We start from the raw sequence: 26,143 nt of genomic DNA, 5'->3' as shown, positions 1-26,143 counted from the left end.
AGCGATATTAATCGCTCTTTTTTTATATCTAAATTCAGTCTCAGTTTAAGACTATTTTGAAGCAGCTTCGCCGTCGACAACTTCTAACGCAGGCGCTTTATGGCGGCTATATTCATCATAGTTAACCACTCGGCTACGGCCCATGTCTTTTGCCATGTACAAAGCATTATCGGCCATCTTAACCAAAGATTCAGTATCAGACGCTGGCTTAGGATAAGTGGCGACACCTATCGAAACACCCAACTGACCTAATGACAGACCTTTATGTTCAAGGTGCATCGAACGCACCGCATCACACAAGGTTTGACCAAATTCCGTCGCTTCTTGCATTGAATAATGTGGAAGTAGTACTGCTAATTCCTCACCACCGAGTCGGCAAGCAATCTCGTCTTCGCTGACACTCTGTTTGAGCAGTGCACTGATCTCTTTCAATACGAAATCACCTGCGTCATGACCAAAATTGTCGTTAAAGCGTTTGAAGTGATCCAAGTCGAGCATCAATAGCGATAGTGGCTGTTCGCTGGTGGCTGAATTCATTGAGTGCTCTTCTAGCTTTTGCTCGAAGAAGCGACGGTTAAATAAGCCAGTCAGCGGATCGCTTAACGCTTGTGAGCGAAGCTTCTCTTGCAGGCTCAGGTTAGCCAATGCTAATCCTAGGTGCTCTGAAACACTGAACGCCAATTGCTCGGTAATGGGATCAATCTTAATGTCACCGACGCCAAAATAAAGGTGCATGATACCGATGGTATTACCGTGTGCCGTCAACGGAATACACAGGGTTTGGTTGTTTTCCATCTCATGCATGTGACCACAGGTTAACGAGTGGAAATCATCATTTGATTGGTGCGCGCGCCCTTTACGCAGTGACCAGCACTCTTCTGGGGCAAAGCTTGCGCTTCCCGGCCAAGTATCTCCCCAATCGAGCTGAGTGATCAACTGGTTACGCGATGCACGCATCAAAGAAACACTTCCGTTCACGTTACCGAGAATTCGCGGCAAGATATCCGAAACGATTTGTTGAGCTTCGACCATGTTGTTACACGCGGCAAGCATATTCGCGAGGCGGTGCATCAACTCGATTTCATGGGTTCGTTGGCGAATGCGTTCATCTTGCTTCTTCTGTTCTTCTTCTACTCGATGAACAATTTGGCGATTACTCACATATGAGGTGCCAATCAAGAAACTCAAACTCAGCAACACCATACCAACCAGAATTCCCATCAATTGGAAATTCATCTGTTTCAGTTGATGCATCGGTGAGGAGATAACGATAACGAAACTGCTACCGTTCATGGATTCTTTATGGGAGTAATAGATACGATCAACCGAAGTGACCGTACTAAAACGCACGTCACTGCCGAAGCCTGTTTTTAGAGCTTGTTGAAATTCAGGTCGATCGCTGTGGTTTTCAACGCCTGCAAGCGCATGATCAGAAAGGTCCGTATCCCCAATCACAACACCATCAGGATTAATAACCTGAATTCTTAATCGCGTACTAGCTTGGGTAAGATTACCAATGTAATCATCAACATCTACGCCTTCCGAGAATAAACGACTATCTTCACGGACCTCGTACACGACATCTGACATCAAAGAGACAAGATGATCACGTTCATTCTCAACAACCAACTTTTCCAGCGTAACATAAAAGCCATAGAGACCTATTAACATTGAAAAAGACAAAATAATGATCGGCAATGTTTGCCATTTCTTTTCAACCAATATCACCGTACAACAACCTATTTATACCGAACCACAGCCCGAATATTAACAATCTATTAAAAAAATACAATTGCCAAATTGATTATTTTGTTAGCAGTGAGTGACCGATACAAAAAAGCCAGTAGCGATACTACTGGCTTTCATAAGAATATCTTTTGAACGTTAGATCTTATTTCTTAGTTGGACGTTTCCAATCAGCAATCTTACGTTCTTTCGCACGGCTGATAACCAACTCATTTTCAGAAACATCGCGGGTTACTGTAGAGCCAGCACCAACAGTTGCACCATTACCAATCGTAACAGGCGCGATTAATTGACTATCTGAACCCACGAATACGTCGTCGCCAATGATGGTCTTAAACTTATTCGCACCATCGTAGTTACAAGTAATTGCACCCGCACCCACGTTTACACGCTGACCAATTTCAGCATCGCCTAAATACGTTAAATGATTCGCTTTAGAACCTTCACCAAGGCGAGTGTTCTTCACTTCAACAAAGTTACCAACGTGCGAATCGTTACGCATGTCTGCACCTGGACGTAGGCGAGTAAATGGACCAACCGTACAGTCTTCACCGACCGTTGCGCCTTCAATTACGCTGTATGGGCGAATGATGGTGTTGTCATCAATCTCACAGTCTTTCAACACGCAGCCGGTACCGATAACCACGTTATCACCAATGCTTACGCTGCCTTCGATGATAACGTTGGTGTCGATTTCAACGTCCATACCACACTGCAGTTCGCCACGTAGATCAAAGCGGCTAGGATCGCGTAACATAACGCCCTGCTTCAATAATTTGTCAGCTTGTTCTGCTTGGTAAGCACGCTCTAGACGAGCCAGTTGAGAGCGGTCGTTAACACCTTCCACTTCAATTGGGCTTACTGGGTGCACCGCCTCAACTGCACGACCTTCATCGTGAGCCGCTGCAATAACGTCAGTCAGGTAGTATTCACCTTGTGCGTTGTCGTTGCTTAGGCCAGACAACCAGCGCTTCAGATCGCCACCTGTCGCAACCATAACACCAGTGTTGATCTCTTTGATAAGCTTCTGCTCATCCGTTGCATCTTTCTGCTCAACGATAGCCACAACAGGGCCATTACGACGAATAATGCGACCGTATCCCATTGGGTTGTCTAGCACGACCGTAAGTAGTGCGATGCCACCGTTTGGTTGAGCGTCTAATAGGTTTTCAATGGTTTCAGGTGAAATCAGTGGAACATCACCGTATAGCACCAATACTTTTTCATCATCAGCGAAATGTGCAGATGCTTGATCCACCGCGTGGCCTGTACCCAGCTGCTCAGCTTGCAGTGCCCAATTTACAGATTCTTCAGCTAGAGTAGCCTTCATCTGATCGCCACCGTGGCCGTAAACCAGGTTGATATTTTGAGCGCCTAAACCATTACAGGTATCGATAACATGCTTCACCATTGGCTTACCAGCAAGCGTATGCAGAACCTTTGGTGTGTTTGAATACATGCGAGTGCCTTTGCCCGCCGCGAGAATTACCGCGCTAAACTTCATTGTAAACCTATCCAACGTTATTTTTATTAAGCCGATATTGTAACCGTTTTTGGCCAAAAAATTAAATCGCAATAACCATTTAACCAGTAGTGATACGTAAAAGAAGCATTTTTGAGAATCTAAAAATGCAAAAAGGCGACCCTTAGGTCGCCTTTATCTCAGAGTCTATAATCTTAAAAAAGATTAACGACGCTGTTTTGTCAGTTCGATAACTCGTAACTGAGCAATGGCTTTAGCCAGTTCACCGGCCGCTTGTGCGAAGTCTATGTCGCCATGCTGATTTTGGATATTCTCCACAGCCTTGCGTTTAGCTTCTTCCGCCTTTGCTGCGTCTAGCTCTTCACCACGGATAGCTGTATCAGCCAGTACAGTCGCTGTACCAGGCTGAACTTCTACCATACCACCAGAAACATAAATGATTTCTTCGTGGCCGTGCTGCTTAACAATACGCACCATACCAGGCTTGATAGCGGTCAGCAGTGGAGTATGACCATGGAAAATACCAAGCTCACCCTCACTACCGGTCACCTGAAACGTCTCAACAAGGCCTGAGAAAATTTGTTTCTCTGCGCTTACAACGTCTAGGTGAAAGGTTATTGCTGCCATATCGCCTCCTAGTTAGCCTTATAGCTTCTTAGCATTCTCGATAGCTTCGTCAATTGCACCACAGTACATGAACGCTTGCTCTGGAATGTCATCGTATTCACCAGATAGAAGACCTTGGAAGCCACGTAGAGTCTCTTTAAGAGGTACGTAAACGCCTGGGTCACCTGTAAATACTTCCGCTACGTGGTAAGGCTGAGTTAGGAACTTCTCAATCTTACGAGCACGAGATACAACTTGCTTATCTTCTTCAGATAGCTCGTCCATACCTAGGATAGCAATGATATCTTTCAGCTCTTTATAGCGCTGAAGAGTAGACTGAACGCCACGAGCGATGTCGTAGTGCTCTTGTCCAACTACCAATGGATCCAGTTGACGTGAAGTAGAATCTAGCGGGTCGATCGCTGGGTATAGACCCATAGATGCGATGTTACGGTTAAGTACAACCGTTGCATCCAAGTGAGCGAACGTTGTTGCTGGAGACGGGTCAGTCAAGTCATCCGCTGGTACGTATACCGCCTGTACAGACGTGATAGAACCAGATTTAGTTGACGTGATACGCTCTTGTAGAACACCCATTTCTTCAGCTAGTGTAGGTTGGTAACCTACCGCAGAAGGCATACGACCTAGAAGTGCTGATACTTCAGTACCTGCTAGTGTGTAACGGTAGATGTTATCAACGAACAGTAGAACGTCACGACCTTCGTCACGGAAGCGCTCTGCCATTGTTAGACCAGTCAGTGCAACACGTAGACGGTTACCTGGTGGCTCGTTCATCTGACCGTAAACCATCGCTACTTTTGATTCTTCAGGTTTTTCAACGTTTACAACGCCAGCTTCCTGCATCTCAAAGTAGAAATCGTTACCTTCACGAGTACGCTCACCTACACCTGCAAATACAGATAGGCCTGAGTGTTGAAGTGCGATGTTGTTGATAAGTTCCATCATGTTAACGGTCTTACCTACACCAGCACCACCGAATAGACCGATTTTACCACCCTTAGCGAATGGACAAATCAAGTCGATTACTTTAACACCAGTTTCTAGAAGAGCTGTCTCGTTAGACTGCTCTTCGTAGCTTGGAGCTTCACGGTGAATTGCGTAATGCTCTTCAGCACCGATTTCACCACACTCATCAATCGCGTCACCTAGGACGTTCATGATACGACCCAATGTCTTAGTACCTACTGGTACTGAGATTGGAGCGCCAGTATTTTCAACTGTCAAACCACGACGTAAACCATCAGAGCTGCCCATTACGATTGCGCGAACTACGCCACCGCCAAGTTGTTGCTGAACTTCAAGAACTAGACGTTCTTGTACTTCATTAACATTCAGAGCGTCGTATACACGAGGTACTTCACCCTGTGGGAACTCTACGTCGACTACCGCACCGATGATCTGTACGATCTTACCTGTAGCCATCGTTAATCCTCTAACTATTTAGTTTTACCTAAGCTTAAACCGCAGCTGCGCCTGAAACGATCTCAGAAAGTTCTTGTGTAATTGCCGCTTGACGCGCTTTGTTATACACAAGTTCTAAGTCATCAATAATGTCACCAGCGTTATCTGTTGCTGATTTCATTGCAATCATTCGAGCCGCTTGCTCACAAGCAAGGTTCTCAACCACACCTTGGTACACTTGAGATTCGACATAGCGAACCAATAGTGCATCTAGTAGTGGTTTTGGCTCGGGCTCATAAATGTAGTCCCAAGAATGACTGCGTTTCATTTCTTCGCTGTCTGATTTAGGCAAAGGAAGTAATTGATCGATCGTTGGTTCTTGAACCATAGTGTTTTCAAACTTGTTGAACACTACGAACAGGCGATCTAATTCGCCTTCATCATATTTCTTCAGCATAACGCTTACAGAGCCAATCAAGTCTTCCAGGCTTGGACGATCGCCCAGACCAGAAACTTGAGCTGCTACCTTCGCGCCGCTGTTGTTGAAAAATGCTGTCGCTTTTGAACCTACAATTGCAAGTTCAACGTCAGCACCTTTCTCAGACCAATCTTTCATGTCGTTCATGGCTTTCTTGAACAAGTTAATGTTCAAACCACCACAAAGACCACGGTCTGTAGAAACGATGATGTAACCAACACGTTTGGCTTCACGTTCCTCAAGATAAGGATGCTTATACTCGAGGCTACCATTAGCCAAATGACCGATCACTTTACGCATTGTTTCTGCATATGGACGAGTAGCTTCCATTGCGTCTTGAGAACGACGCATTTTTGAAGCTGCTACCATTTCCATTGCTTTCGTAATCTTCTGTGTGCTTTTAACACTACCGATTTTATTACGTATCTCTTTTGCGCCGGCCATCGTTACTCTCCGTTAATGGTATGAGGTGGCCCTAAGACCACCTACCAATTACCAGGTCTGGGTTGCCTTGAAATCGTCAACAAGCTTCTTCAGCTCAGCTTCGATTTCTTTATTGAAAGCACCCGTTGTGTCGATCTGTGTTGCTAGATCGGCATATTGACCACGAGCAAACGACAGTAAAGCAGCTTCAAAGTCTAGAACTTTAGAAAGTTCAACGTCTTGAAGGTATCCACGCTCTGCAGCGAAGATTACTAGAGCTTGGTCAAATACAGACATAGGAGCGTATTGCTTCTGCTTCATCAGTTCTGTAACTTTTTGACCGTGGTCTAGCTGCTTCTTAGTCGCTTCATCAAGATCCGAAGAGAACTGAGCAAATGCTGCAAGTTCACGGTATTGAGCTAGAGCAGTACGGATACCGCCAGATAGCTTCTTGATGATTTTAGTCTGCGCCGAACCACCTACACGAGAAACTGAGATACCTGGGTCAACAGCTGGACGTACGCCCGCGTTGAATAGCTCAGTTTGTAGGAAGATCTGACCATCAGTAATCGAGATTACGTTCGTTGGTACGAATGCAGATACGTCACCAGCTTGCGTTTCGATGATAGGTAGAGCAGTTAAAGAACCAGTCTTGCCTGTCACTTCACCGTTAGTGAATTTTTCTACGTATGCTTCGCTTACACGAGCAGCACGCTCTAGTAGACGAGAGTGAAGGTAGAAAACATCACCTGGGAACGCTTCACGACCTGGTGGACGCTTAAGTAGTAGCGAGATTTGACGGTAAGCTACAGCTTGCTTAGATAGATCATCATAAACAATCAGTGCATCTTCACCGCGATCACGGAAGTATTCGCCCATCGCACAACCAGCATACGGCGCAAGGTATTGCAGCGCTGCAGATTCAGAAGCAGATGCAACAACAACAACAGTGTTTGCTAGTGCGCCATGCTCTTCTAGTTTGCGAACTACGTTAGCAATAGTCGACGCTTTTTGGCCGATAGCTACGTAGATAGAGAAAATACCAGAATCTTTTTGGTTAATAATCGCATCGATCGCCATTGCTGTTTTACCAGTCTGACGGTCACCGATTACTAGCTCACGTTGACCACGACCGATAGGGATCATTGAGTCAACAGACTTGTAACCAGTTTGAACAGGTTGATCTACCGATTTACGGTCGATTACACCTGGTGCGATAATTTCTACAGGCGAAGTCAATTTAGCTTCGATTGGACCTTTACCATCAATTGGCTCACCTAGCGTGTTTACAACACGACCAAGCATTTCAGGACCTACTGGTACTTCTAGAATACGACCAGTACCTGTAACTTTCATGCCTTCCTGTAGGTCAGCATACGGGCCCATTACAACAGCACCAACCGAATCACGGTTCAAGTTTAGTGCTAGAGCGTAACGGCCACCCGGTAGTTCGATCATTTCACCTTGCATCACGTCCGCTAGGCCGTGGATGCTAAGGATGCCATCGCTTACAGAAACGATAGTACCTTCATTGCGAGCTTCACTAACAACGTCGAAAGATTCAATACGTTGTTTAATTAGATCGCTAATTTCAGTGGAATTAAGTTGCATGCTCCAATCCCCATTAAGACTGCAATGCATCGCTCAGGCGGTCTAAACGACTGCGCGCTGAGTTATCGATGACTAGGTCTCCGGCTCGAATAATAACTCCACTAAGTAGAGTCTCATCTATACTGCAATTCAGCTGAACTTTGCGCGCTAAGCGCTGTTCCAATTTGCTGCTGATCTCTGCGCGTTGTTCTTCAGAAAGTTCTACCGCTGAAGTTACTTCAACGTCGATCTCTTTCTCATACTCTTTTTTGAGTATAAAGAACTCTTTACAAACATCAGGAAAAGCCATTAAGCGGCCATTCTCTGCCATCACTTTAATTAAGTTCTGACCGAATTCATCAAATTGTTCGCCACAAATTACAATGAATACTTCAGCTAATTTTTCAGCAGTCATAGAACCGCTTAATAAATTGTGAACATCATCATTTTGTGCCACTTCGGCAGCAAAAGTAAGCATCTGACCCCATTGGTCTAGCTCACCTTTATCTACCGCAAAGTCAAACGCTGCTTTAGCATAGGGGCGTGCGATTGTAGTCAAATCAGACATATACAGCCCCTTGCTTTAAAGTTTTGCAGTAATGTTGTTAAGAAGATCATCGTGTACATCTTTATCGATTGTACGCTCAAGGATTTTCTCAGCACCAGCTATAGCCAGAGTTGCGACTTGTTTGCGCAGGTCATCACGGGCACGTGTACGCTCTGCTTCAATTTCTGCTTCAGCTTGCGCTAAGATTTTCTGGCGTTCTGCCTGAGCTTCTTCGCGTGCTTCATCAATAATTTGAGCTTTACGTTTGTTTGCCTGATCAATAACCTCAGTTGCAGTGCGCTTTGCTTCTTTCATTTGCTCAGAAGCGTTGGCTTGTGCCAGGTTCAAGTCTTTAGCAGCGCGTTCAGCGGCTACTAGACCGTCAGCAATTTTTTTCTGACGTTCTTCAATTGCTTGCATGATTGGTGGCCATACATATTTCATGCAGAACCAAACAAACAATGAAAAAGCAATTGCTTGACCTAACAGAGTTGCGTTCATATTCACAACAGCTACCCCTCGTTAAGAATCAACTACAAAAATTTAATTAACTATTGAGAGTTAATTAGCCTGCTAGTTGACCAACAAATGGGTTAGCAAACGTGAATAGTAGTGCGATTACGATACCGATCATTGGAACAGCATCCAGTAGACCAGCGATGATGAACATCTTAACTTGTAGCATTGGAGCCATTTCAGGTTGACGCGCAGCGCCTTCTAGGAATTTACCACCAAGAATAGCAAAACCAATTGCAGTACCTACGGCACAAAGACCAACAATAATAGCAACAGCGATTGCTGAAAAACTTAGTACAGTTTCCATTTACGTTCTCCGATTAACATTAATAGTTAGAATAAAGCTTAAAAATTTTTTTTAGTGATCACTATCTTCATGAGCCATTGATAAGTAAACGATTGTCAACATCATGAAAACAAACGCTTGAATCAAAATAACCAAGATATGGAAGATAGCCCAAGGTAGTGCACCTACCCATTGTAAGTACCACGGTAGCATTGCCGCGATAAGAATAAACACCACCTCACCCGCAAACATATTACCAAATAAACGCATACCTAGAGATAGTGGCTTCGCTAATAACGAAATTACCTCAAGTACCAAGTTAAATGGAATCATGATTGGGTGATTAAATGGATGCAGTGCCAATTCTTTAGCAAATCCGCCTAGACCTTTCACTTTGATGCTGTAGTAGATCATCAGAGCAAAAACACCTAAAGCCATTGCCATTGTTATATTTACATCAGCTGTAGGAACCACTTTCAAGTAAGGGATACCTAGCCAATGCTCTGCAGGATATGGTAAGAAATCGATAGGCACTAAGTCCATCAAGTTCATAATGATAATCCAGCAGAATATAGTCAGTGCTAGTGGGGCAATCAGAGGGTTGCGGCCATGGAAAGTTTCTTTAACGTTGTCACCAACGAATTCCACTACCATTTCAACAAAACACTGAAGCTTACCAGGTACACCTACTGTTGCTTTCTTAGCGACTGAGCGAAAAACCCAAAGGAATAACATCCCTGTCAACACCGAAAAAAACAGACTGTCTATATGTACGTTCCAGAAACTTGTCTCCTCTACAAGACCAAACTTAGCTAAAGAAAGGTTTTGTAAGTGGTGCTCAATGTATCCGGATGCTGTTGGCGCAGCCATAACTCATCCTATTTTTTATTGTTAATGAAAAGCACTGGCGCAAAGATATTAATACCTAGAACCAGTAAATAGGTCAGTTTGAGGGGAACTAATTCCACCTGCATATACATGTAGACAATAGAGAATAGTAGAACTGTGATAAGGATTTTTAGCGCTTCGCCTGCATAGAACGACGCCGCAACTAACTTAGTTGCGCGAGCTCCACTAAATAGGAAAGCACACACACAAAAAACTGCATTTGCGATGACAAAAATACCGCCACCGATTAATGCAGCAAAACCCCAATCAGGATTAACAGCTAAACCTAACCCTATCGCCACTAATATAACCGCGCTAAGCTCGATCAATAACATTTGCTTTGCAAGCACTCGTCCTGGTCTTGCTAACGCCGCTACCATGTATTCGTTCCTCTTTTAAGCCTTCTTTACTACTCGCTTAAAAGCGTGCTGAGAAATTGGCGAAAATTATACGTTCAGCCAAATTGATTGCAATAACAATGCAGCAATCATTTACATTTTTGCATACAAACCGACAACTTTTGTACGAAATTACTTGTTTATTACATAATTGACCTAAATCAATTATCTCATCTAGTACTCTAGTTTAGCAATAAGTTGCTCTAATTTGTGAGGCTCATCAAGAGTAATTGTCACTTTTGACTTACCGCTAACAGAACGAGTAACTGAAACGTTTGCTTGCAATTTTTCCGTGAGTCTTCGTGAAAGTTCGATAGCTTCTGTGTCTTCAGGCTTCGATTCACCTTCAACGTCTGGTTTTAAGCACTTTTTGACAAGTTGCTCCGTTTGACGCACGGTCATTTTTTTGGTTGCCGCAGTGTTTGCTGCTTCAACCTGGGTATCACCTTCGAGCGCAAGCAGTGCTCGAGCATGCCCCATTTCCAGTTGTTTATTGAAAACTAAACCTTTTACTTCATTTTCGAGCTGATTTAGACGTAATAAGTTACTCACCGTTGCTCTCGATTTACCGATTACATCAGCGACTTGTTGGTGTGTCAGCTCAAATTCGTTCTGTAGGCGCTCTAGCGCTTGTGCTTCTTCGATAACATTCAGGTCTTCACGCTGAATATTCTCAATCAGTGCCATCGCGATAGCGGCCTTGTCTTCAACTCTCTTGATCAGGCATGGCACTTGTTTAAGGCCAGCTTGACGAGCCGCTCTCCAACGTCGTTCACCAGCAATAATCTCGAACTGGTCATGCGCCAGTGGGCGAACTACGATCGGTTGGATAATACCTTGAGATTGAATTGATGCAGCCAGTTCTTCTAGCGCTTCAGGCGCAATATCCTTACGCGGTTGATATACACCAGGCTTCAAGCAACCAACAGCCAGTTCGATAAGCTCACCATCAGCCGACAACGCCTGACTATGAGAAGCAACTTGCTGTTTTTCACGAGCCAATGAGCTAGTTGCAAGCAATGCATCTAGCCCTTTTCCTAAACCACGCTTAGACATTGAGCGAATTCCTTTGGTTGGACCTATACTGGGACTTCTTCACGACGCAACATTTCGCCTGCAAGAGCAAGATAAGCCTTAGCTCCTGCGGAATATTTGTCGTAGTACATTGCTGGCTTGCCGTGACTCGGGGCTTCTGCCAGACGCACATTTCTAGGGATCACAGTTCGGTAGACTTTGCTACCAAAGTGTTTTTTGAGTTGATCAGATACTTCGTTCGATAAGCGGTTGCGAGGATCGTACATAGTACGCAGAAGACCTTCGATCTTCAGGTTCTCGTTTACAACAGCCGCTAGCTTACTGATGGTATCCATCAATGCAGTCAAACCTTCCAAAGCAAAGTATTCACATTGCATAGGAACCAATACGGAGTCGGCCGCAGCCATCGCGTTGATTGTAAGAAGGTTTAATGAGGGTGGGCAATCAATAAAGATGAAATCATAGTTATTGCGAATGGATTCGAGTGCGTTTTTTAAACGAACTTCTCGAGCAAACACTTCCATCAGCTTGATTTCTGCAGCAGTAACGTCGCCGTTCGCGGCGATGAGGTCATAATTACCAGATGCACTCCGGCAAACCACCTCATCAAATGGGGTGTCTTCAACCAACAAATCGTAAGCAGTTGCTTCAACTTGATACTTGTCGACACCGCTCGCCATAGTGGCATTACCTTGAGGATCGAGGTCAACAACCAATATCTTGCGTTTTGTTGCCGCCATTGATGCTGCTAAATTAATGCAAGTTGTTGTTTTTCCTACGCCACCCTTCTGGTTGGCAATTGCTACGATTCTACCCACTATGGCCTCGCTGATTATCCCTGACGCGATAAAGTAACTAGATGACGCTCTCCATCAAGCTCTGGCACTTGCAAAGCTTTAATGTCTGTTACTGAACACCATTCAGGTAACAGGTCGATTTCGTCTCTAGGATGTTGTCCCTTAAGAGCCAAAAATACACCGGATTGCTCTTTAGGTAAATGGTGACACCACTCTACCATGTCTGTCATTGACGCAAATGCACGACTGAGCACTGCATCAAACTTTTCTTCTGGTTGAAATTCTTCAACGCGACTTTGAACCGGTACCACGTTGTCGATACCCAGCTCATGAATCACCTGTTTGATAAAACGAATACGCTTACCTAGGCTATCTAGCAAGTAAAACTCGCAGTCTGGATTCATGATTGAGAGCGGAATCCCAGGAAGACCAGGTCCCGTGCCCACATCGATAAAGCGCTTACCTTGTAAGTGAGTGCTAACAATGATGCTATCTAAGATATGTTTCACCATCATTTCTTGCGGGTCACGAACTGACGTTAGGTTGTAAGCCTTGTTCCACTTGTTCAGTAACTCAACGTAGCCAACCAACTGGCCACGTTGTTTTTCAGATACTTCAAGTTCAGTCTGGCCAATCAGGTGATCCAGTTTTTCGCGTAATGCGCTCATTATGCTTCCTCACCTTTTTTCAACAGGCCATGTTTTTTCAAGTAAACCAACAGAATTGAGATTGCTGCAGGTGTGACGCCTGAAATTCGCGAAGCAATACCAATTGAATCAGGCTTAGCTGTCGTTAGTTTAAGAACCACTTCGTTAGAAAGTCCTTTTACCTTGCTGTAATCGATATCAGCAGGCAGTTTGGTGTTTTCATGACGTAGTGATTTTTCAATTTCGTCTTGTTGACGCTGAATGTAGCCATCGTACTTCACTTGGATCTCAACTTGCTCAGACGCTTGTTGATCTTCCAGTGCAGGACCAAAACGATCCAATGCGGTTAGCTGTGAATAAGTCATTTCAGGGCGACGAAGAAGATCTTCACCACTCGCTTCACGAGACATTGGTGTTTTCAGAACTTGGTTCAGTTGATCAATATCTTCAGATTTTGGATTAATCCAAGTCTCTTTCAGACGTTGACGCTCCTTCTCCATGTTTTCCATCTTCTCGTTGAAACGAGCCCAACGAGCGTCATCAACAAGACCAAGTTCACGCGACTTTTCAGTCAAGCGGATATCGGCGTTGTCTTCACGAAGCAGCAAACGGTATTCCGCGCGAGATGTAAACATGCGGTAAGGTTCTTTGGTACCCATGGTCGATAGGTCGTCAATAAGCACGCCCATGTAAGCTTGGTCACGACGTGGACTCCAGCCTTCTTTGCCTTGAGTAAACAAACTTGCATTCAGACCGGCCATCAAGCCTTGTGCAGCCGCTTCTTCATAGCCAGTGGTACCGTTGATTTGACCGGCAAAGAATAGACCTTTAATAAACTTAGTTTCGTAAGTCAGCTTAAGGTCGCGAGGATCAAAGAAATCGTACTCAATCGCATAGCCAGGGCGAACGATATGAGCATTTTCAAAGCCCTTCATCGAACGAACAATTTGAACCTGTACATCAAACGGCAGACTGGTAGAGATACCATTAGGGTATAGCTCGTGAGTCGTTAGACCTTCAGGCTCAATAAAAATTTGGTGACTGTTCTTGTCAGCAAAACGCATTACTTTGTCTTCAATCGAAGGACAGTAACGAGGGCCAATGCCTTCAATCACACCCGCGTACATAGGGCTGCGATCAAGGTTGGCACGAATTACGTCATGCGTATTTTCATTGGTATGCGTGATGTAACATGGAATCTGACGAGGTTGTTGAGCTCGGCTACCCATGAACGAGAAAACAGGCGTCGGGTTATCGCCGTGCTGAACCTCAAGCTCAGAAAAATCAACGCTACGTGCATCGATACGAGGAGGTGTACCTGTTTTCAGGCGATCAACTCGGAATGGAAGATCACGAAGACGGTCAGCCAGTGCGATCGATGGTGGATCACCAGCACGGCCACCTGAAGAACTTTCCATGCCAATATGGATCTTGCCGCCTAGGAATGTGCCCACAGTCAGAACCACAGCGCTTGCGCGGAACTTAAGGCCCATCTGCGTTACCACACCCACCACTTGATCCTGTTCAACGATCAAGTCATCAACCGACTGTTGGAACAAAGTCAGGTTTGGCGTGTTTTCAAGAACGTTACGAACAAAGGCTTTGTACAGTGCGCGGTCAGCTTGTGCACGAGTAGCACGAACCGCAGGGCCTTTTGATGCGTTCAATGTTCTGAACTGAATACCTGCATGATCAATAGCTTGCGCCATTAATCCACCCATTGCATCGACCTCTTTTACCAAGTGGCCCTTACCGATCCCGCCAATGGCTGGGTTACAAGACATTTGTCCTAGTGTATCGATATTATGAGTAAGTAATAACGTACTTTGACCAGTACGTGCAGATGCGAGTGCGGCTTCCGTTCCTGCATGGCCACCACCAACAACGATGACGTCAAATTTTTCGTGATAAAGCATGAACCGACCTCAGGTATTCAAACGTTTTCTAGATTGATAAAAAGGAGCGATATTCTACCTGTTTTCATAGCCTGAGAAAACGTTTTTGGGATTTTTCGAAAAAGCTGTTTTTAATTAATATAGATAAGATCTTTAAGGAGATCTTTTATTAGATCTATTATTAGGATCGAGGGTATCTGTGGATAAGTCGAAAATGATCAACGAGATCATGGATCTTTTTTGGATCAAATGATGTGATCTAACTTTGATCAGGATGAGGATTAGCTGGGATCAAAATGGCTACTTATTCACAGGAGGAAATTAGCCTAAAACTTGTTATTTGGATAACTATAGGTTAATCACCGTATATGTATGATCTTATCCACAGCAGAAATTGAAAATAGATCGCTAATTTTCGATGTTTTTGAAAAAAAGTTATTCACAATCGCGATGTTCAGAGACAAAAAAAGCGGCATAAGCCGCTTTTTGAGAGAAGAGAGAGGTTAAAACTGGTCGCTATGATCGTTGAACCAAGCTTCTGCTGCGTCTTCTGGTACCGGAGTTTCCAATACATCGATGGTAAAACAGTCAGAAATAGGCTGAGCACCGAGCTCTTTCATCTGGCTGTGGATTGATTTTCCCGCTAAACAGAAGGTATCGTAACTCGAATCACCAAGCGCCACGACAGCAAAGCGAACCTGGCTTAAATCTGGAGATTGCTGGGTCAATGCGTCGATAAACGGCTTAATATTATCTGGAAATTCACCCGCACCATGAGTTGAAGTCACCAGCAACCAAAAGCCTTGTTGGGGAATATCATCGAATTCAGGCTGATTATGAAGGGTGATCTCGTGGCCTTGCTCTTCAAGAAGATCATTAAGGTGATCGCCAACGTACTCTGCACCACCTAAGGTGCTGCCTGTAATAATGTGGATCATTAAGCTGTCCTTACTAAAGAAAAAGGCCAGCATGAGCCGGCCTTTAAAGGTTATTTACCAATACAGAAAGAGGTGAAGATACGGCCGAGTAGGTCATCGGAACTGAACTCACCAGTAATCTCGTTAAGGTGTTGCTGCGTTATACGTAGCTCCTCTGCCAAGATTTCACCTGCCATATAGCCTTCGAGCTGTTGCTGACCAATATCTAGGTGCTCAGATGCGCGTTCTAGGGCATCTAAGTGGCGACGACGTGCCATGAAGCCACCTTCATTGCCACCAGCAAAGCCCATGCAATCTTTTAAATGATTACGCAGTGCATCAACGCCTTGTCCCGTCTTTGCTGATAGTCGAATCAGAGTTGGATCATTAACATGGCAAATCCCGAGATCTTCACCAGTTTGATCGGCTTTGTTACGAATCACGGTCATTCCGATGTTATTCGGCAGACGATCAACGAAATCTGGCCAGATATCTTTCGGGTCGGTTGCGTCAGTAGTGGTGCCATCGACCATAAATAAAACGCGATCGGCTTGAGCAATTTCTTCCCAAGCGCGTTCAATACCGATTTTTTCGACTTCATCCGAGGCTTCACGCAGGCCTGCGGTATCAATAATGTGCAGTGGCATACCATCAATATGGATATGTTCACGCAGTACATCACGGGTGGTACCAGCAATATCAGTCACAATCGCGGAGTCTTTACCCGATAATGCATTCAGTAAGCTCGACTTACCGGCATTAGGACGACCTGCAATCACCACCTTCATACCTTCACGCATGATGGCACCTTGATTGGCTTCTTGGCGAACCGCTTCGAGGTTGTCGATGATAGCTTGTAAGTCAGCACTTACTTTACCGTCAGCAAGGAAATCAATCTCTTCTTCTGGGAAGTCGATAGCGGCTTCAACATAGATGCGTAAGTGAATCAGAGAGTCCACCAGCGTATTAATGCGTTTTGAGAACTCACCTTGCAACGATTGCAGAGCTGATTTCGCCGCTTCTTCTGAACTGGCATCAATGAGGTCAGCAATCGCTTCTGCTTGGGTTAAATCCATTTTGTCGTTTAAGAAGGCACGCTCCGAGAACTCACCTGGGCGTGCTGCGCGTAGCCCTGGAATCGCGAGGATACGCTTGATGAGCATATCCATTACCACAGGACCACCGTGGCCTTGTAGCTCTAATACGTCTTCACCGGTAAACGAGTGCGGGTTAGGAAAGTAAAGCGCGATGCCTTGGTCTAACTCTAAACCATCGTGAGATTTAAAAGGGGTGTACTCAGCGTAACGTGGTTTCAGTACTTTGCCGGTAACTTCAAGCGCAACTTGGGCTGCTTGTGGGCCTGAAACGCGAATAATACCGACGCCGCCACGGCCGGGTGCAGTCGCTTGAGCAACAATCGTATCTGTAGTCATAGTTGTGCCTGCTAGCATGTGAAAGCCAAAAAGGGGCGCTCACGATTAATCAATTAGCTGAATTGTAATCAGCTAAAAACAAAAAGGCGACCTTTTGGTCGCCTTTCTTTATCTCTTTCTATTATCGAACTTACTTAGAATGTAAGCCTTTCTTTTCCAGCGCGCGGTAGATAAGCGTTTGCTGAATCAGAGTTACGATGTTCGATACTAGCCAGTATAGAACCAGACCTGAAGGGAAGAACAGGAAGAAGAATGTGAACATAACCGGCATAAAGGTCATGATCTTCTGCTGCATAGGATCCGTTACAGTTGTCGGGCTCATCTTCTGGATTAAGAACATTGAAGCACCCATCAGAAGTGGCAAGATGTAGTATGGGTCTTGTGCTGAAAGGTCAGTAATCCAACCGAAGAACGGTGAGTGACGCAGTTCAACAGACTCCATTAGTGCCCAGTATAGCGAAATGAAGATAGGCATTTGCAGAAGGATAGGTAAACAGCCACCTAGTGGGTTTACTTTCTCTTTCTTGTAAAGCTCCATCATTTCTTGGCTCATGCGTTGACGGTCGTCGCCAATACGCTCACGCATTGCAGTCAGCTTAGGCTGAAGCATACGCATTTTCGCCATAGACGTGTACTGAGCTTTCGTTAGTGGGTACATAGCACCACGAACGATGAAAGTTAGACAGATGATTGCCAGACCCCAGTTCACAACGATGCCTTGAATGAACGAAAGCAGAGTATGAAGTGGTTTAGCAATGAACCATAACCAACCGTAGTCAACTACTAGGTCTAGGTTTGGTGCAACAGCAGCCATTTGGTCTTGAAGTTTAGGACCAACCCAAAGCGTTGCTTTGAAGTTTGCTTCGTCGCCAGTAGCGATGGTTTTGTTCGGCATGCGAACACCGATATCGCCAAGGTTACCAATTACACGAGTGTAAAGGTTGCTGCCTGCTTCGTCGCGTGGGATCCATGCACTTGCAAAGTAGTGCTGAATCATCGCTGCCCAACCTTGACCGTTTGCTAGGTTAAGAGACAGGTTGCGATCTTGCATGTCGTCGAAGCTGTATTTTTTGTAACGCGTATCTTCCGTAGAGTAAGCACCACCACGGTAAGTTGGCATTGTTAGGCTACCGCCGTCATCCATTACGTTCTGACGTAGGTGAGCGTACATGCCGAATGTCGCGTTGTTACCAGAGTTGTTGACTACATCGTATTCAACATCCATTGCGTAGCTTCCACGCTTAAGGATGAATGTTTTCGTGTAATCAAGGCCGTTCGCTTGGTAAGTCATCGGGATGCGTAGTTCATCCTGACCATCAGCAAGCGTGAAGCTGTCTGCTGAAACTGTGTAGCTTGGGCGGTTTGTGCTGCTTAGGTCGATACCTTGAGGACCCACTAGACCGCTTTGTGCGATAAATTGGTGACCAGGTTCGTTTTTAAGAAGAACAAACGTATCGTCTGAATCGAACTCAGCAGAGTAATCGTTTAGGTTTGCTTTAACGACATCACCACCAACCGTATCAATTGACAGAGTCAGTACATCAGTTGTTACTGTGATAGTTTTAGCAGAAGCAACTTGACCAGGAGCCGGGTCTAGATCATCTGCATAAGATGGCGCTGGTAGGGTGCTGCCAGATTGTGCCTGCTCAACCGCTTGTGGTGCTGGATTCTGAGCTACGTTCCATTGTTGGAACAGTAGGAAAGAAACCAAAGCCAATGCGATTAACAGGATATTACGTTGAGAATCCATCGTTATTTATCTCTGTCTTGTTTTTGGACTGGTGGAACGGGGTCAAAGCCCCCTTCGTTCAAAGGATGGCATTTTAATAGACGTTTGCCTGATAACCAACACCCTTTTACAAAACCGTGAGCTTTCAACGCTTCTATCGCATATAAAGAGCAGGTTGGAGTAAATCGGCAGCGTGGGCCGATGAGTGGACTAATAAACCATCTATAAAAATAGATGGGTATTAGCGCTATCCACGCGAAGGGCGAGACAGGCGAAGCCATAATTTGTCGAGTAGCTTGAACATTTCTTCATTGCTTAAATCTTGCGCGCTCTTCTTAGCGATTACAACAAAATCTTTGTTAGGAAGTTTGTGTTGAGTGTTACGAAAGCTTTCACGAGTAAGACGCTTGAATCGGTTACGACCCACGGCGGTTTTAATCTGCTTTTTCGGAACGGCTAATCCAAGACGAGGATTTGAAAGAGAGTTATTTCGGGCAATGATGGTGAAATGAGGGGAGCCAGCTCGATGAGCTTGCTTGAAGACATTTTGATAATGTTCGGGAGTTAACAAGCGTAACTCCCGACCGAAGGCTAGCTTATTCAAAATAATCAAAGATTACTTAGAAAGACGCTTACGGCCTTTTGCACGACGTGCATTGATTGTTGCGCGACCGTTCTTAGTAGCCATGCGAGCACGGAAACCGTGAGTACGCTTACGCTTTAGAACTGTAGGTTGAAAAGTGCGTTTCATTTGTAATTACCTTACTGATCAGTAGTTTTAGGTTTTTGTTAAACCCGGCGTGGGCATTTTTTCTCTTCTTTATATAAGAAAGGAAAACCGACGCCTCTCAACAAAGAGGCGGAATTGTAATCACTGTCACAAAAAGTGTCAATGATTGGGTTAACTAAAATTCCGGTCGGGGGATTATACGTAGAATAACCAAAATCACAAGGATCCTTAGTCGATCCCAACCTTATTTAAGAATTTTATTAATTTAGGATCCTGTGGATTACCAAAAATATCCTGTGGAGATCCCTGCTCGACAATATGACCGTCAGCCATGAAGATCACTCGGTCTGCTACTTCTCTAGCGAACTGCATTTCATGGGTAACCACCAGCATGGTTTGATGCTGATTTGCCAGTTTTTTCATTAGGTTAAGCACTTCGCCAACCCACTCAGGATCAAGTGCTGAAGTCGGCTCATCAAACAGTAAAAGCTCGGGTTGTAGTGCCATTGCACGGCCAATACCCACCCGTTGTTGCTGGCCACCAGAGAGCGCGGCTGGGTAGCTATCACCTTTGTCACCTAAGCCAATATCATCAAGTATTTGTTGTGCTTTTTCATGGGCTTGCTGTTTTTTCCAACCACGAACGGTAATTAAACCTTCAGCAATATTCTGTCTCGCGGTTTGGTGAGCGAACAGTGCATAGTTTTGGAATACAAAACCGGTCTTACGACGCAATGCAAGTACCTCTGCCTTAGTGTGTTTCTGAGTATCAACCTTGATATCATCAATCGAAATCGTGCCTTGATCGGCTTGCTCTAGAGAATTCACACAACGCAGTAGGGTAGATTTACCCGTACCACTTGAACCTATGATGACAATTATCTCACCTTGCTTGATTTCTAGGTCGATCCCTTTCAAAACTTCGGTGTCACCAAACTGCTTGTGGATATTTTGTAATTTGATCATCGTACATACGCCTTATTCAGTTTCACTTCGGCCCAAATTTGAATACGAGTGAGGATAACGACCACGCCCCAGTAAATCAGCGCTACCGCTAAGAAAGCCTCGAAGAAGCGGAAACTTGAAGAAGCCTCCATCTGAGCTTTAGCCATGATTTCGGCGACACCTAGGGTGAAGGCAAGTGAGGTCGACTTGATCATGTCGATGAAGTAGTTCATCAATGACGGCAGTGCCACGCGAGTTGCTTGCGGCAAGATCACTCGGCGCATCGCTTGGCTGGTTGTCATCCCGACCGAAAGGCTGGCTTCCATCTGGCTGCGATCAATACCGATAATCGCGGCACGAATACTTTCTGCCATATACGCGGCAAAGTGCAGGGTTAAGCCAATCACAGCGGCGCTGAAGGCATCCAACCCAACCATCCATGGGAAGACCTGTGGTAAGCCGTAATAAAGGAGGAACAGCTGCACCAACAGTGGGGTGCCTCGGAAGAAGCTAATGTACAGCTGGCTCAGTTGGTCGAGTACTGGGATTTTGAATACACGAATATTCGCCAGTATCAGAGACAGGATCAGAGCAAAGAACAAGCCCCAAGTCGCCATCTCCATCGTGGTGCCTAAATACTTCAGTAGTATCGGCAACAGCTCTAGCATGTAATTAAAGTCAAATCCCATAATCTATCTCGTATTTTTATTGGCTGTGTTGTTCTATATGTAAGTACTGTTCTATCAGGTTTTTTAATCAGTGCACAAAAGCAAAAAGCCCACCGCTGTATAAAGCAGTGGGCCTTGAATGGAGAAAGTGAGTAATTACTTCTGAGTAATGTCCGCACCAAACCATTTCTGAGAGATACTTTCTAGCGTACCATCTGCGCGCATTGCTGCTAATGCTTCATTTACTTCTGCTTGCAGTTTTTTGCCGTTATCGTTGTCCACGAAAGGCCAAGCGTTTTCAATTGTTTCGAATGGCTGACCCGCCAGTTGTAATGGTAGACCAGTCTTCTTGATAAGCTCTAGTGCTGATAGGCGATCCATTACGAATGCATCGGCGCGGCCCAGTGCCACATCATGTTCAATACCTGTATCGTAGGTTTTTACATTGATCTTGCCATCTTTGTCGTAGCTGCGAAGCAGTTGTTCAAAGTTTGAGCCTAGGTTTACCGCAACTGTCTTGCCATCAAGGTCTTCGATACCTTTAATGCTGTCATTACCTTTACGAACGGTAATTTGTGCGCCGTCTACTACGTATGGGTCTGCGAATAGGTATTTCGCTTTACGTGCATCCGTCATTGTAATTTGGTTTGAAATGGTATCGATGCGACCCGTTTCAAGAAGACCAAACAGACCAGAGAAGTTTGCCGTTACGTATTCAACCTTGTAATCGTTACGCTTACCGATCTCATCCCATAAATCCACTTCAAAACCCTGTAATTGGTCTTGTTTAACGAACGTAAACGGGAAATAGCGACCAGACATGCCGACTTTAACTTCAGTCGCAGCTTGAACAGTAGCAGCAGAGAGTGCGATAGCCGCAATTGCAGCCTTAATCCAGTTATTCATTTGGTAACTCCTTATATTTATGGGTTTGGATGTTACTGGGAAAATGCTCACTAGAATAAATAACCAGATGTTATTAACCATAACCAGATTGAATTCCCGATTTGGGGATAACTAGCAAGGATCCGGGCATAAGTGGATCATTGTGTGAGTAAATTAGGGGCAAGATGTGTGGATCCACCGATAAATTACAAATTTATTGTGAATAACTTGGATCTTATTCACTGGATCTGTGATCAATTGCTGGTGATCTGACTTATCAACAGGTAAAATTAGCGGTCATTTCATATTACTTTAAATAGAGTGAGGGCACCGTGTCATCTTCGCTTTGGTTGCAGTGTTTGCAACAGCTTCAAGAAGAGTTACCAGCTACAGAATTCAGTATGTGGGTTCGTCCGTTACAAGCGGAACTCAATGACAATACTCTAACTCTATTTGCACCGAACCGTTTCGTACTCGATTGGGTTCGTGATAAGTATCTAAATAGCATTAACCGTCTGCTGCAAGAATATTGCGGTAACGATATCCCACATCTTCATTTTGAAGTGGGAAGCAAGCGTGTGATTGCACCAAAGCCTGCGACACCGGCACCGACTCAGACTCGTACTGCAGCTGATGTGGCCGCTGAGTCATCAGCACCTGCGCAATTACAAGCTCGCAAGCCTGTCCATAATATCTGGCGTGATGAAGAGCCTGTCGCGGTTGACTTGAATCACCGCTCAAACGTGAACCCAAAACATAAGTTCAATAACTTTGTTGAAGGTAAGTCGAACCAACTGGGTTTGGCTGCGGCACGTCAGGTTTCTGATAACCCAGGTACAGCCTACAACCCGTTGTTCCTATACGGCGGCACTGGTTTAGGTAAAACACACTTGTTGCATGCGGTGGGTAACGCCATTGTTGATAATAAGCCGAATGCGAAAGTGGTTTATATGCACTCAGAGCGTTTTGTTCAGGATATGGTAAAGGCCCTGCAAAACAACGCGATCGAAGAATTTAAGCGCTACTACCGTAGTGTTGATGCATTGCTTATCGATGACATCCAATTCTTTGCTAATAAAGAGCGTTCTCAAGAAGAGTTCTTCCATACCTTTAACGCGCTGCTTGAAGGCAACCAACAGATCATCCTAACGTCTGACCGTTATCCAAAAGAGATCAACGGGGTAGAAGATCGTCTTAAATCTCGCTTCGGCTGGGGTTTGACGGTAGCGATTGAGCCACCAGAGCTTGAGACGCGTGTTGCGATCTTGATGAAGAAAGCCGAAGACCACCAAATTCACCTTGCGGATGAAGTAGCGTTCTTTATTGCCAAGCGTCTACGCTCTAACGTTCGTGAGCTGGAAGGCGCATTGAACCGTGTTATTGCGAATGCAAACTTCACTGGCCGCCCGATCACGATCGACTTCGTGCGTGAAGCACTGCGTGACCTACTTGCACTGCAAGAAAAACTGGTCACTATTGATAACATTCAAAAGACAGTAGCCGAGTACTACAAAATCAAAGTCGCTGATCTATTGTCTAAGCGTCGTTCTCGTTCTGTTGCTCGTCCACGTCAATTGGCGATGGCACTGGCGAAAGAGCTAACAAACCACAGCTTGCCTGAGATTGGCGATGCATTCGGTGGTCGTGACCACACGACGGTACTGCATGCTTGTCGTAAGATTGCTCAGCTGCGTGAAGAGAGCCACGACATTAAAGAAGATTATTCGAACTTGATTCGTACCCTTTCTTCTTAATACACAGTATTCTTAACCTTAATAAGCAGAATCTTGGCCACGTACTATTACGCAGTGCCATTTAGACCGTAAGAGCAAGATATGAAATTTACCATTGAACGTAGTCACCTGATTAAGCCATTACAACAAGTATCTGGCGCACTCGGTGGTAGGCCAACGCTTCCAATTCTAGGAAACCTACTGATTAAAGTAGAAGATAACGTGTTGTCGATGACAGCGACGGATCTAGAAGTTGAACTGATCAGCCGTGTAACGCTTGAAGGTGATTTCGAAGCGGGCAGCATTACCGTACCTTCACGTAAATTCCTAGATATCTGCCGTGGATTGCCAGATAACTCAGTGATCACTGTGGTATTGGATGGTGACCGTATTCAGGTTCGTTCAGGTCGTAGCCGCTTCTCATTAGCAACATTACCTGCGGCAGATTTTCCAAATATTGAAGATTGGAGCAGTGAAGTTGAAGTGTCAGTGACACAAGCTGAACTTCGCGGTCTTATCGAGAAAACACAATTCTCAATGGCGAACCAAGATGTTCGTTATTACCTCAACGGTATGTTGTTTGAGATTGAAGGTTCTATCCTGCGCAGCGTAGCGACCGATGGTCACCGTATGGCAGTATCTCAAGCACAACTGGGTGCCGATTTTGCTCAGAAGCAGATCATTGTTCCTCGTAAAGGTGTTCAAGAGCTAGTGAAGCTATTGGATGCACCTGAGCAGCCAGTAACACTGCAAATTGGTAACTCTAACGTGCGTGCTGAAGTGAACAACTATGTCTTCACTTCTAAGCTGGTTGATGGTCGTTTCCCTGATTATCGCCGCGTAATGCCACAAAATACCACCAAGACACTTGAGGCTGGTTGCGATGAATTACGTTCAGCATTTTCTCGTGCTGCGATTCTATCGAATGAAAAATTCCGTGGTGTTCGCGTTAACCTTGCGGATAGCGAGATGCGTATTACCGCGAACAACCCAGAGCAAGAAGAAGCGGAAGAAGTACTTGATGTTAACTTCGACGGTGACGATCTAGAGATTGGCTTCAACGTAAGCTATGTATTGGATGTTCTGAACACACTGCGTTGTGAACAGGTTCGCATCTCAATGTCAGACGCCAATGCGAGTGCTCTTATCGAGAACGCACAAGATGACAGCGCGATGTACGTTGTTATGCCAATTCGCTTATAAGCTGCCCTATGTTGACCTACCGAGTCGTGATTGAAGATTAATATGAAGACGTTATGCCTTTATCGCGCTTAATCGTTAAGCAGTTTAGAAATATTGAAGCCTGTGACATTCAACCGTCATCAGGCTTTAACTTTCTTATAGGGGCTAACGGAAGCGGCAAAACCAGTGTCCTTGAAGCGGTGTATCTGCTCGGACATGGTCGCTCATTCAAGAGTTCACTTACCGGTCGTATCATACAAAACGAGTGTAGTGAGCTGTTTGTACATGGCCGTTTTATGACCTCGGATCAATTTGAGCTGCCAATTGGCATTAATAAGCAGCGCGATGGCACGACAGAGGTTAAAATAAGCGGTCAAACTGGGCAAAAGTTGGCTCAGTTAGCTCAAGTCTTACCTTTGCAGTTGATTCACCCCGAAGGGTTTGATTTACTAACCGATGGACCTAAGCATCGCCGAGCATTCATTGACTGGGGAGTCTTCCACAGTGAGTCGGGCTTTTATGATGCGTGGGGCAGGGTAAAGCGCCTCAATAAGCAGCGAAACGCCTTATTGAAAACGGCAACGCACTATCGAGAGCTGAGCTATTGGGACCAAGAACTGGCCCGTTTAGCTGAAAGCATCAGTCAGTGGCGTGCCACCTACGTTGATCAGCTCAAAGAAGTCGCCGAAGAAATCTGTGCGACCTTCCTTCCTGAGTTTGAGATAAAGATTAACTACTATCGTGGCTGGGACAAAGACACCCCATACGCCGAGATATTAGAAAAGAATTTTGAAAGGGATCAGCAGCTTGGTTACACCTTTAGTGGGCCAAACAAAGCGGATCTGAAGATAAAAGTGAACGGCACTCCAGTGGAAGATGTCTTGTCACGAGGTCAATTGAAGTTGATGGTGTGCGCGCTACGAGTAGCACAAGGGCAACACCTCACTCAAATGACAGGTAAGCAGTGCATCTATTTGATAGATGACTTCGCTTCCGAATTAGATAGCCAACGCCGAGCACGTCTTGCTGAGTGTTTAAAGGCGACCCAGGCTCAAGTTTTTGTAAGCTCTATTACCGCTGATCAGATTGCAGATATGCATGACGAAAATAGCAGGATGTTTCATGTGGAACATGGCAAAATAGAGCAAGGATAATTAGTCAGAG

Annotated in this window: 27 protein-coding genes; 3 read left to right on the top strand and 24 right to left on the bottom strand. The window is 45.1% G+C overall.

The genetic code is table 11. The annotated features are described in order from the left end of the window. Positions 1 to 51: 51 nt before the first annotated feature. The 24 genes from MSG36_RS21680 to MSG36_RS21565 all read right to left on the bottom strand — a co-directional run bounded on the left by MSG36_RS21680 (position 52) and on the right by MSG36_RS21565 (position 22,085). Positions 52 to 1,671: a sensor domain-containing diguanylate cyclase gene (locus MSG36_RS21680; protein ID WP_060983496.1), complete on the bottom strand. Its 1,620-nt coding sequence runs from the start codon at positions 1,669 to 1,671 to the stop codon at positions 52 to 54. A 220-nt stretch (positions 1,672 to 1,891) separates the two neighbouring features. Then, positions 1,892 to 3,250, bottom strand: a complete 1,359-nt coding sequence (glmU, locus tag MSG36_RS21675; protein WP_017631548.1) for a bifunctional UDP-N-acetylglucosamine diphosphorylase/glucosamine-1-phosphate N-acetyltransferase GlmU — start codon at positions 3,248 to 3,250, stop codon at positions 1,892 to 1,894. A gap of 183 nt (positions 3,251 to 3,433) precedes the next feature. Beyond that, entirely contained in the window at positions 3,434 to 3,856 is a 423-nt protein-coding gene (locus tag MSG36_RS21670) for a F0F1 ATP synthase subunit epsilon (protein ID WP_004735742.1), read from the bottom strand. An 18-nt stretch (positions 3,857 to 3,874) separates the two neighbouring features. Then, positions 3,875 to 5,278: a F0F1 ATP synthase subunit beta gene (gene atpD, locus MSG36_RS21665; RefSeq protein ID WP_019825544.1), complete on the bottom strand. Its 1,404-nt coding sequence runs from the start codon at positions 5,276 to 5,278 to the stop codon at positions 3,875 to 3,877. A 34-nt stretch (positions 5,279 to 5,312) separates the two neighbouring features. Beyond that, on the bottom strand, positions 5,313 to 6,179 hold the full coding sequence (gene atpG, locus MSG36_RS21660; RefSeq protein ID WP_016794171.1) for a F0F1 ATP synthase subunit gamma: 867 nt from the start codon (positions 6,177 to 6,179) through the stop codon (positions 5,313 to 5,315). Positions 6,180 to 6,227: 48 nt separating this feature from the next. Continuing rightward, positions 6,228 to 7,769, bottom strand: a complete 1,542-nt coding sequence (gene atpA / locus MSG36_RS21655) for a F0F1 ATP synthase subunit alpha (protein ID WP_010433235.1) — start codon at positions 7,767 to 7,769, stop codon at positions 6,228 to 6,230. Between the two features lie 13 nt (positions 7,770 to 7,782). Beyond that, complete coding sequence (atpH, locus tag MSG36_RS21650) at positions 7,783 to 8,316, bottom strand: F0F1 ATP synthase subunit delta (protein WP_009848122.1); 534 nt, start codon at positions 8,314 to 8,316, stop codon at positions 7,783 to 7,785. Between the two features lie 15 nt (positions 8,317 to 8,331). Further along, positions 8,332 to 8,802, bottom strand: coding sequence for a F0F1 ATP synthase subunit B (gene atpF / locus MSG36_RS21645; RefSeq protein ID WP_010433231.1), 471 nt, complete (start codon positions 8,800 to 8,802; stop codon positions 8,332 to 8,334). A 58-nt stretch (positions 8,803 to 8,860) separates the two neighbouring features. After that, complete coding sequence (gene atpE, locus MSG36_RS21640) at positions 8,861 to 9,118, bottom strand: F0F1 ATP synthase subunit C (protein WP_004411110.1); 258 nt, start codon at positions 9,116 to 9,118, stop codon at positions 8,861 to 8,863. A 51-nt stretch (positions 9,119 to 9,169) separates the two neighbouring features. Continuing rightward, complete coding sequence (atpB, locus tag MSG36_RS21635; RefSeq protein WP_009848124.1) at positions 9,170 to 9,967, bottom strand: F0F1 ATP synthase subunit A; 798 nt, start codon at positions 9,965 to 9,967, stop codon at positions 9,170 to 9,172. An 8-nt stretch (positions 9,968 to 9,975) separates the two neighbouring features. Next, complete coding sequence (locus tag MSG36_RS21630; protein WP_017058798.1) at positions 9,976 to 10,365, bottom strand: F0F1 ATP synthase subunit I; 390 nt, start codon at positions 10,363 to 10,365, stop codon at positions 9,976 to 9,978. 192 nt (positions 10,366 to 10,557) lie between these two features. After that, positions 10,558 to 11,439 carry a ParB/RepB/Spo0J family partition protein gene (locus tag MSG36_RS21625; protein WP_048618355.1) on the bottom strand — a complete coding sequence of 294 codons (882 nt, stop codon included), beginning with the start codon at positions 11,437 to 11,439 and terminating at the stop codon, positions 10,558 to 10,560. 23 nt (positions 11,440 to 11,462) lie between these two features. After that, positions 11,463 to 12,236 (bottom strand): ParA family protein, encoded by a 774-nt coding sequence (locus MSG36_RS21620; protein WP_248369669.1) that lies wholly within the window; start codon positions 12,234 to 12,236, stop codon positions 11,463 to 11,465. A 14-nt stretch (positions 12,237 to 12,250) separates the two neighbouring features. Next, on the bottom strand, positions 12,251 to 12,883 hold the full coding sequence (gene rsmG / locus MSG36_RS21615; RefSeq protein ID WP_017058801.1) for a 16S rRNA (guanine(527)-N(7))-methyltransferase RsmG: 633 nt from the start codon (positions 12,881 to 12,883) through the stop codon (positions 12,251 to 12,253). Then, complete coding sequence (gene mnmG / locus MSG36_RS21610) at positions 12,883 to 14,778, bottom strand: tRNA uridine-5-carboxymethylaminomethyl(34) synthesis enzyme MnmG (RefSeq protein WP_248369667.1); 1,896 nt, start codon at positions 14,776 to 14,778, stop codon at positions 12,883 to 12,885. The genes rsmG and mnmG overlap by 1 nt, the downstream gene beginning before the upstream one ends. Before the next feature lie 482 nt (positions 14,779 to 15,260). Next, on the bottom strand, positions 15,261 to 15,695 hold the full coding sequence (gene mioC, locus MSG36_RS21605) for an FMN-binding protein MioC (protein WP_048611234.1): 435 nt from the start codon (positions 15,693 to 15,695) through the stop codon (positions 15,261 to 15,263). Positions 15,696 to 15,745: 50 nt separating this feature from the next. Next, entirely contained in the window at positions 15,746 to 17,107 is a 1,362-nt protein-coding gene (gene mnmE / locus MSG36_RS21600; RefSeq protein ID WP_029235098.1) for a tRNA uridine-5-carboxymethylaminomethyl(34) synthesis GTPase MnmE, read from the bottom strand. A gap of 130 nt (positions 17,108 to 17,237) precedes the next feature. Next, positions 17,238 to 18,857 carry a membrane protein insertase YidC gene (yidC, locus tag MSG36_RS21595; RefSeq protein WP_248369665.1) on the bottom strand — a complete coding sequence of 540 codons (1,620 nt, stop codon included), beginning with the start codon at positions 18,855 to 18,857 and terminating at the stop codon, positions 17,238 to 17,240. A gap of 2 nt (positions 18,858 to 18,859) precedes the next feature. Further along, positions 18,860 to 19,117, bottom strand: a complete 258-nt coding sequence (gene yidD / locus MSG36_RS21590) for a membrane protein insertion efficiency factor YidD (RefSeq protein WP_004735802.1) — start codon at positions 19,115 to 19,117, stop codon at positions 18,860 to 18,862. Then, positions 19,084 to 19,407 (bottom strand): ribonuclease P protein component, encoded by a 324-nt coding sequence (gene rnpA / locus MSG36_RS21585; RefSeq protein ID WP_017055478.1) that lies wholly within the window; start codon positions 19,405 to 19,407, stop codon positions 19,084 to 19,086. The genes yidD and rnpA overlap by 34 nt, the downstream gene beginning before the upstream one ends. A 45-nt stretch (positions 19,408 to 19,452) precedes the next feature. Next, the gene (gene rpmH / locus MSG36_RS21580) at positions 19,453 to 19,587 is read right to left on the bottom strand and encodes a 50S ribosomal protein L34 (RefSeq protein ID WP_004735800.1); all 135 of its coding nucleotides are present in this window, start codon (positions 19,585 to 19,587) and stop codon (positions 19,453 to 19,455) included. 207 nt (positions 19,588 to 19,794) lie between these two features. Then, complete coding sequence (locus tag MSG36_RS21575; RefSeq protein ID WP_248369663.1) at positions 19,795 to 20,532, bottom strand: amino acid ABC transporter ATP-binding protein; 738 nt, start codon at positions 20,530 to 20,532, stop codon at positions 19,795 to 19,797. Next, on the bottom strand, positions 20,529 to 21,200 hold the full coding sequence (locus MSG36_RS21570; RefSeq protein ID WP_009848134.1) for an amino acid ABC transporter permease: 672 nt from the start codon (positions 21,198 to 21,200) through the stop codon (positions 20,529 to 20,531). The genes MSG36_RS21575 and MSG36_RS21570 overlap by 4 nt, the downstream gene beginning before the upstream one ends. A gap of 135 nt (positions 21,201 to 21,335) precedes the next feature. Further along, a complete protein-coding gene (locus MSG36_RS21565; RefSeq protein ID WP_009848135.1) occupies positions 21,336 to 22,085 on the bottom strand; it encodes an amino acid ABC transporter substrate-binding protein in 750 nt (249 codons plus the stop codon). 311 nt (positions 22,086 to 22,396) lie between these two features. Here MSG36_RS21565 and dnaA point away from each other — a divergent pair, with 311 nt between their 5' ends. The 3 genes from dnaA (at position 22,397) to recF (ending at position 26,133) form a co-directional block, all read left to right on the top strand. Then, the gene (dnaA, locus tag MSG36_RS21560; protein WP_019825569.1) at positions 22,397 to 23,818 is read left to right on the top strand and encodes a chromosomal replication initiator protein DnaA; all 1,422 of its coding nucleotides are present in this window, start codon (positions 22,397 to 22,399) and stop codon (positions 23,816 to 23,818) included. Positions 23,819 to 23,899: 81 nt separating this feature from the next. Continuing rightward, positions 23,900 to 25,000, top strand: a complete 1,101-nt coding sequence (gene dnaN, locus MSG36_RS21555) for a DNA polymerase III subunit beta (RefSeq protein ID WP_081230727.1) — start codon at positions 23,900 to 23,902, stop codon at positions 24,998 to 25,000. Between the two features lie 53 nt (positions 25,001 to 25,053). Continuing rightward, on the top strand, positions 25,054 to 26,133 hold the full coding sequence (gene recF, locus MSG36_RS21550) for a DNA replication/repair protein RecF (protein ID WP_019825571.1): 1,080 nt from the start codon (positions 25,054 to 25,056) through the stop codon (positions 26,131 to 26,133). Positions 26,134 to 26,143: the final 10 nt, after the last annotated feature.

It is taken from the genome of Vibrio sp. 1CM8B, from assembly GCF_023161685.1.
In the GTDB taxonomy this organism is placed as follows: Bacteria; Pseudomonadota; Gammaproteobacteria; order Enterobacterales; family Vibrionaceae; genus Vibrio; species Vibrio coralliirubri.
The sequence above is the reverse complement of the archived record's forward strand: the minus strand, read 5'-3'. Positions and strand labels throughout refer to the sequence as shown.

Excerpts from the sequence above, each read along its gene's own strand:
- rpmH (WP_004735800.1), bottom strand. The coding sequence starts at position 19,587 with ATGAAACGCACTTTTCAACCTACAGTTCTAAAGCGTAAGCGTACTCAC.
- atpA (WP_010433235.1), bottom strand. The coding sequence starts at position 7,769 with ATGCAACTTAATTCCACTGAAATTAGCGATCTAATTAAACAACGTATT.
- atpD (WP_019825544.1), bottom strand. The coding sequence starts at position 5,278 with ATGGCTACAGGTAAGATCGTACAGATCATCGGTGCGGTAGTCGACGTA.
- recF (WP_019825571.1), top strand. The coding sequence starts at position 25,054 with ATGCCTTTATCGCGCTTAATCGTTAAGCAGTTTAGAAATATTGAAGCC.
- mnmG (WP_248369667.1), bottom strand. The coding sequence starts at position 14,778 with ATGCTTTATCACGAAAAATTTGACGTCATCGTTGTTGGTGGTGGCCAT.
- mnmE (WP_029235098.1), bottom strand. The coding sequence starts at position 17,107 with ATGACTACAGATACGATTGTTGCTCAAGCGACTGCACCCGGCCGTGGC.
- atpH (WP_009848122.1), bottom strand. The coding sequence starts at position 8,316 with ATGTCTGATTTGACTACAATCGCACGCCCCTATGCTAAAGCAGCGTTT.
- MSG36_RS21565 (WP_009848135.1), bottom strand. The coding sequence starts at position 22,085 with ATGAATAACTGGATTAAGGCTGCAATTGCGGCTATCGCACTCTCTGCT.
- MSG36_RS21680 (WP_060983496.1), bottom strand. The coding sequence starts at position 1,671 with ATGTTAATAGGTCTCTATGGCTTTTATGTTACGCTGGAAAAGTTGGTT.
- dnaN (WP_081230727.1), top strand. The coding sequence starts at position 23,900 with ATGAAATTTACCATTGAACGTAGTCACCTGATTAAGCCATTACAACAA.
- atpG (WP_016794171.1), bottom strand. The coding sequence starts at position 6,179 with ATGGCCGGCGCAAAAGAGATACGTAATAAAATCGGTAGTGTTAAAAGC.
- atpB (WP_009848124.1), bottom strand. The coding sequence starts at position 9,967 with ATGGCTGCGCCAACAGCATCCGGATACATTGAGCACCACTTACAAAAC.
- MSG36_RS21570 (WP_009848134.1), bottom strand. The coding sequence starts at position 21,200 with ATGGGATTTGACTTTAATTACATGCTAGAGCTGTTGCCGATACTACTG.
- atpE (WP_004411110.1), bottom strand. The coding sequence starts at position 9,118 with ATGGAAACTGTACTAAGTTTTTCAGCAATCGCTGTTGCTATTATTGTT.
- mioC (WP_048611234.1), bottom strand. The coding sequence starts at position 15,695 with ATGATCCACATTATTACAGGCAGCACCTTAGGTGGTGCAGAGTACGTT.
- rsmG (WP_017058801.1), bottom strand. The coding sequence starts at position 12,883 with ATGAGCGCATTACGCGAAAAACTGGATCACCTGATTGGCCAGACTGAA.
- yidD (WP_004735802.1), bottom strand. The coding sequence starts at position 19,117 with ATGGCTTCGCCTGTCTCGCCCTTCGCGTGGATAGCGCTAATACCCATC.
- MSG36_RS21625 (WP_048618355.1), bottom strand. The coding sequence starts at position 11,439 with ATGTCTAAGCGTGGTTTAGGAAAAGGGCTAGATGCATTGCTTGCAACT.
- glmU (WP_017631548.1), bottom strand. The coding sequence starts at position 3,250 with ATGAAGTTTAGCGCGGTAATTCTCGCGGCGGGCAAAGGCACTCGCATG.
- MSG36_RS21670 (WP_004735742.1), bottom strand. The coding sequence starts at position 3,856 with ATGGCAGCAATAACCTTTCACCTAGACGTTGTAAGCGCAGAGAAACAA.
- MSG36_RS21575 (WP_248369663.1), bottom strand. The coding sequence starts at position 20,532 with ATGATCAAATTACAAAATATCCACAAGCAGTTTGGTGACACCGAAGTT.
- MSG36_RS21630 (WP_017058798.1), bottom strand. The coding sequence starts at position 10,365 with ATGGTAGCGGCGTTAGCAAGACCAGGACGAGTGCTTGCAAAGCAAATG.
- yidC (WP_248369665.1), bottom strand. The coding sequence starts at position 18,857 with ATGGATTCTCAACGTAATATCCTGTTAATCGCATTGGCTTTGGTTTCT.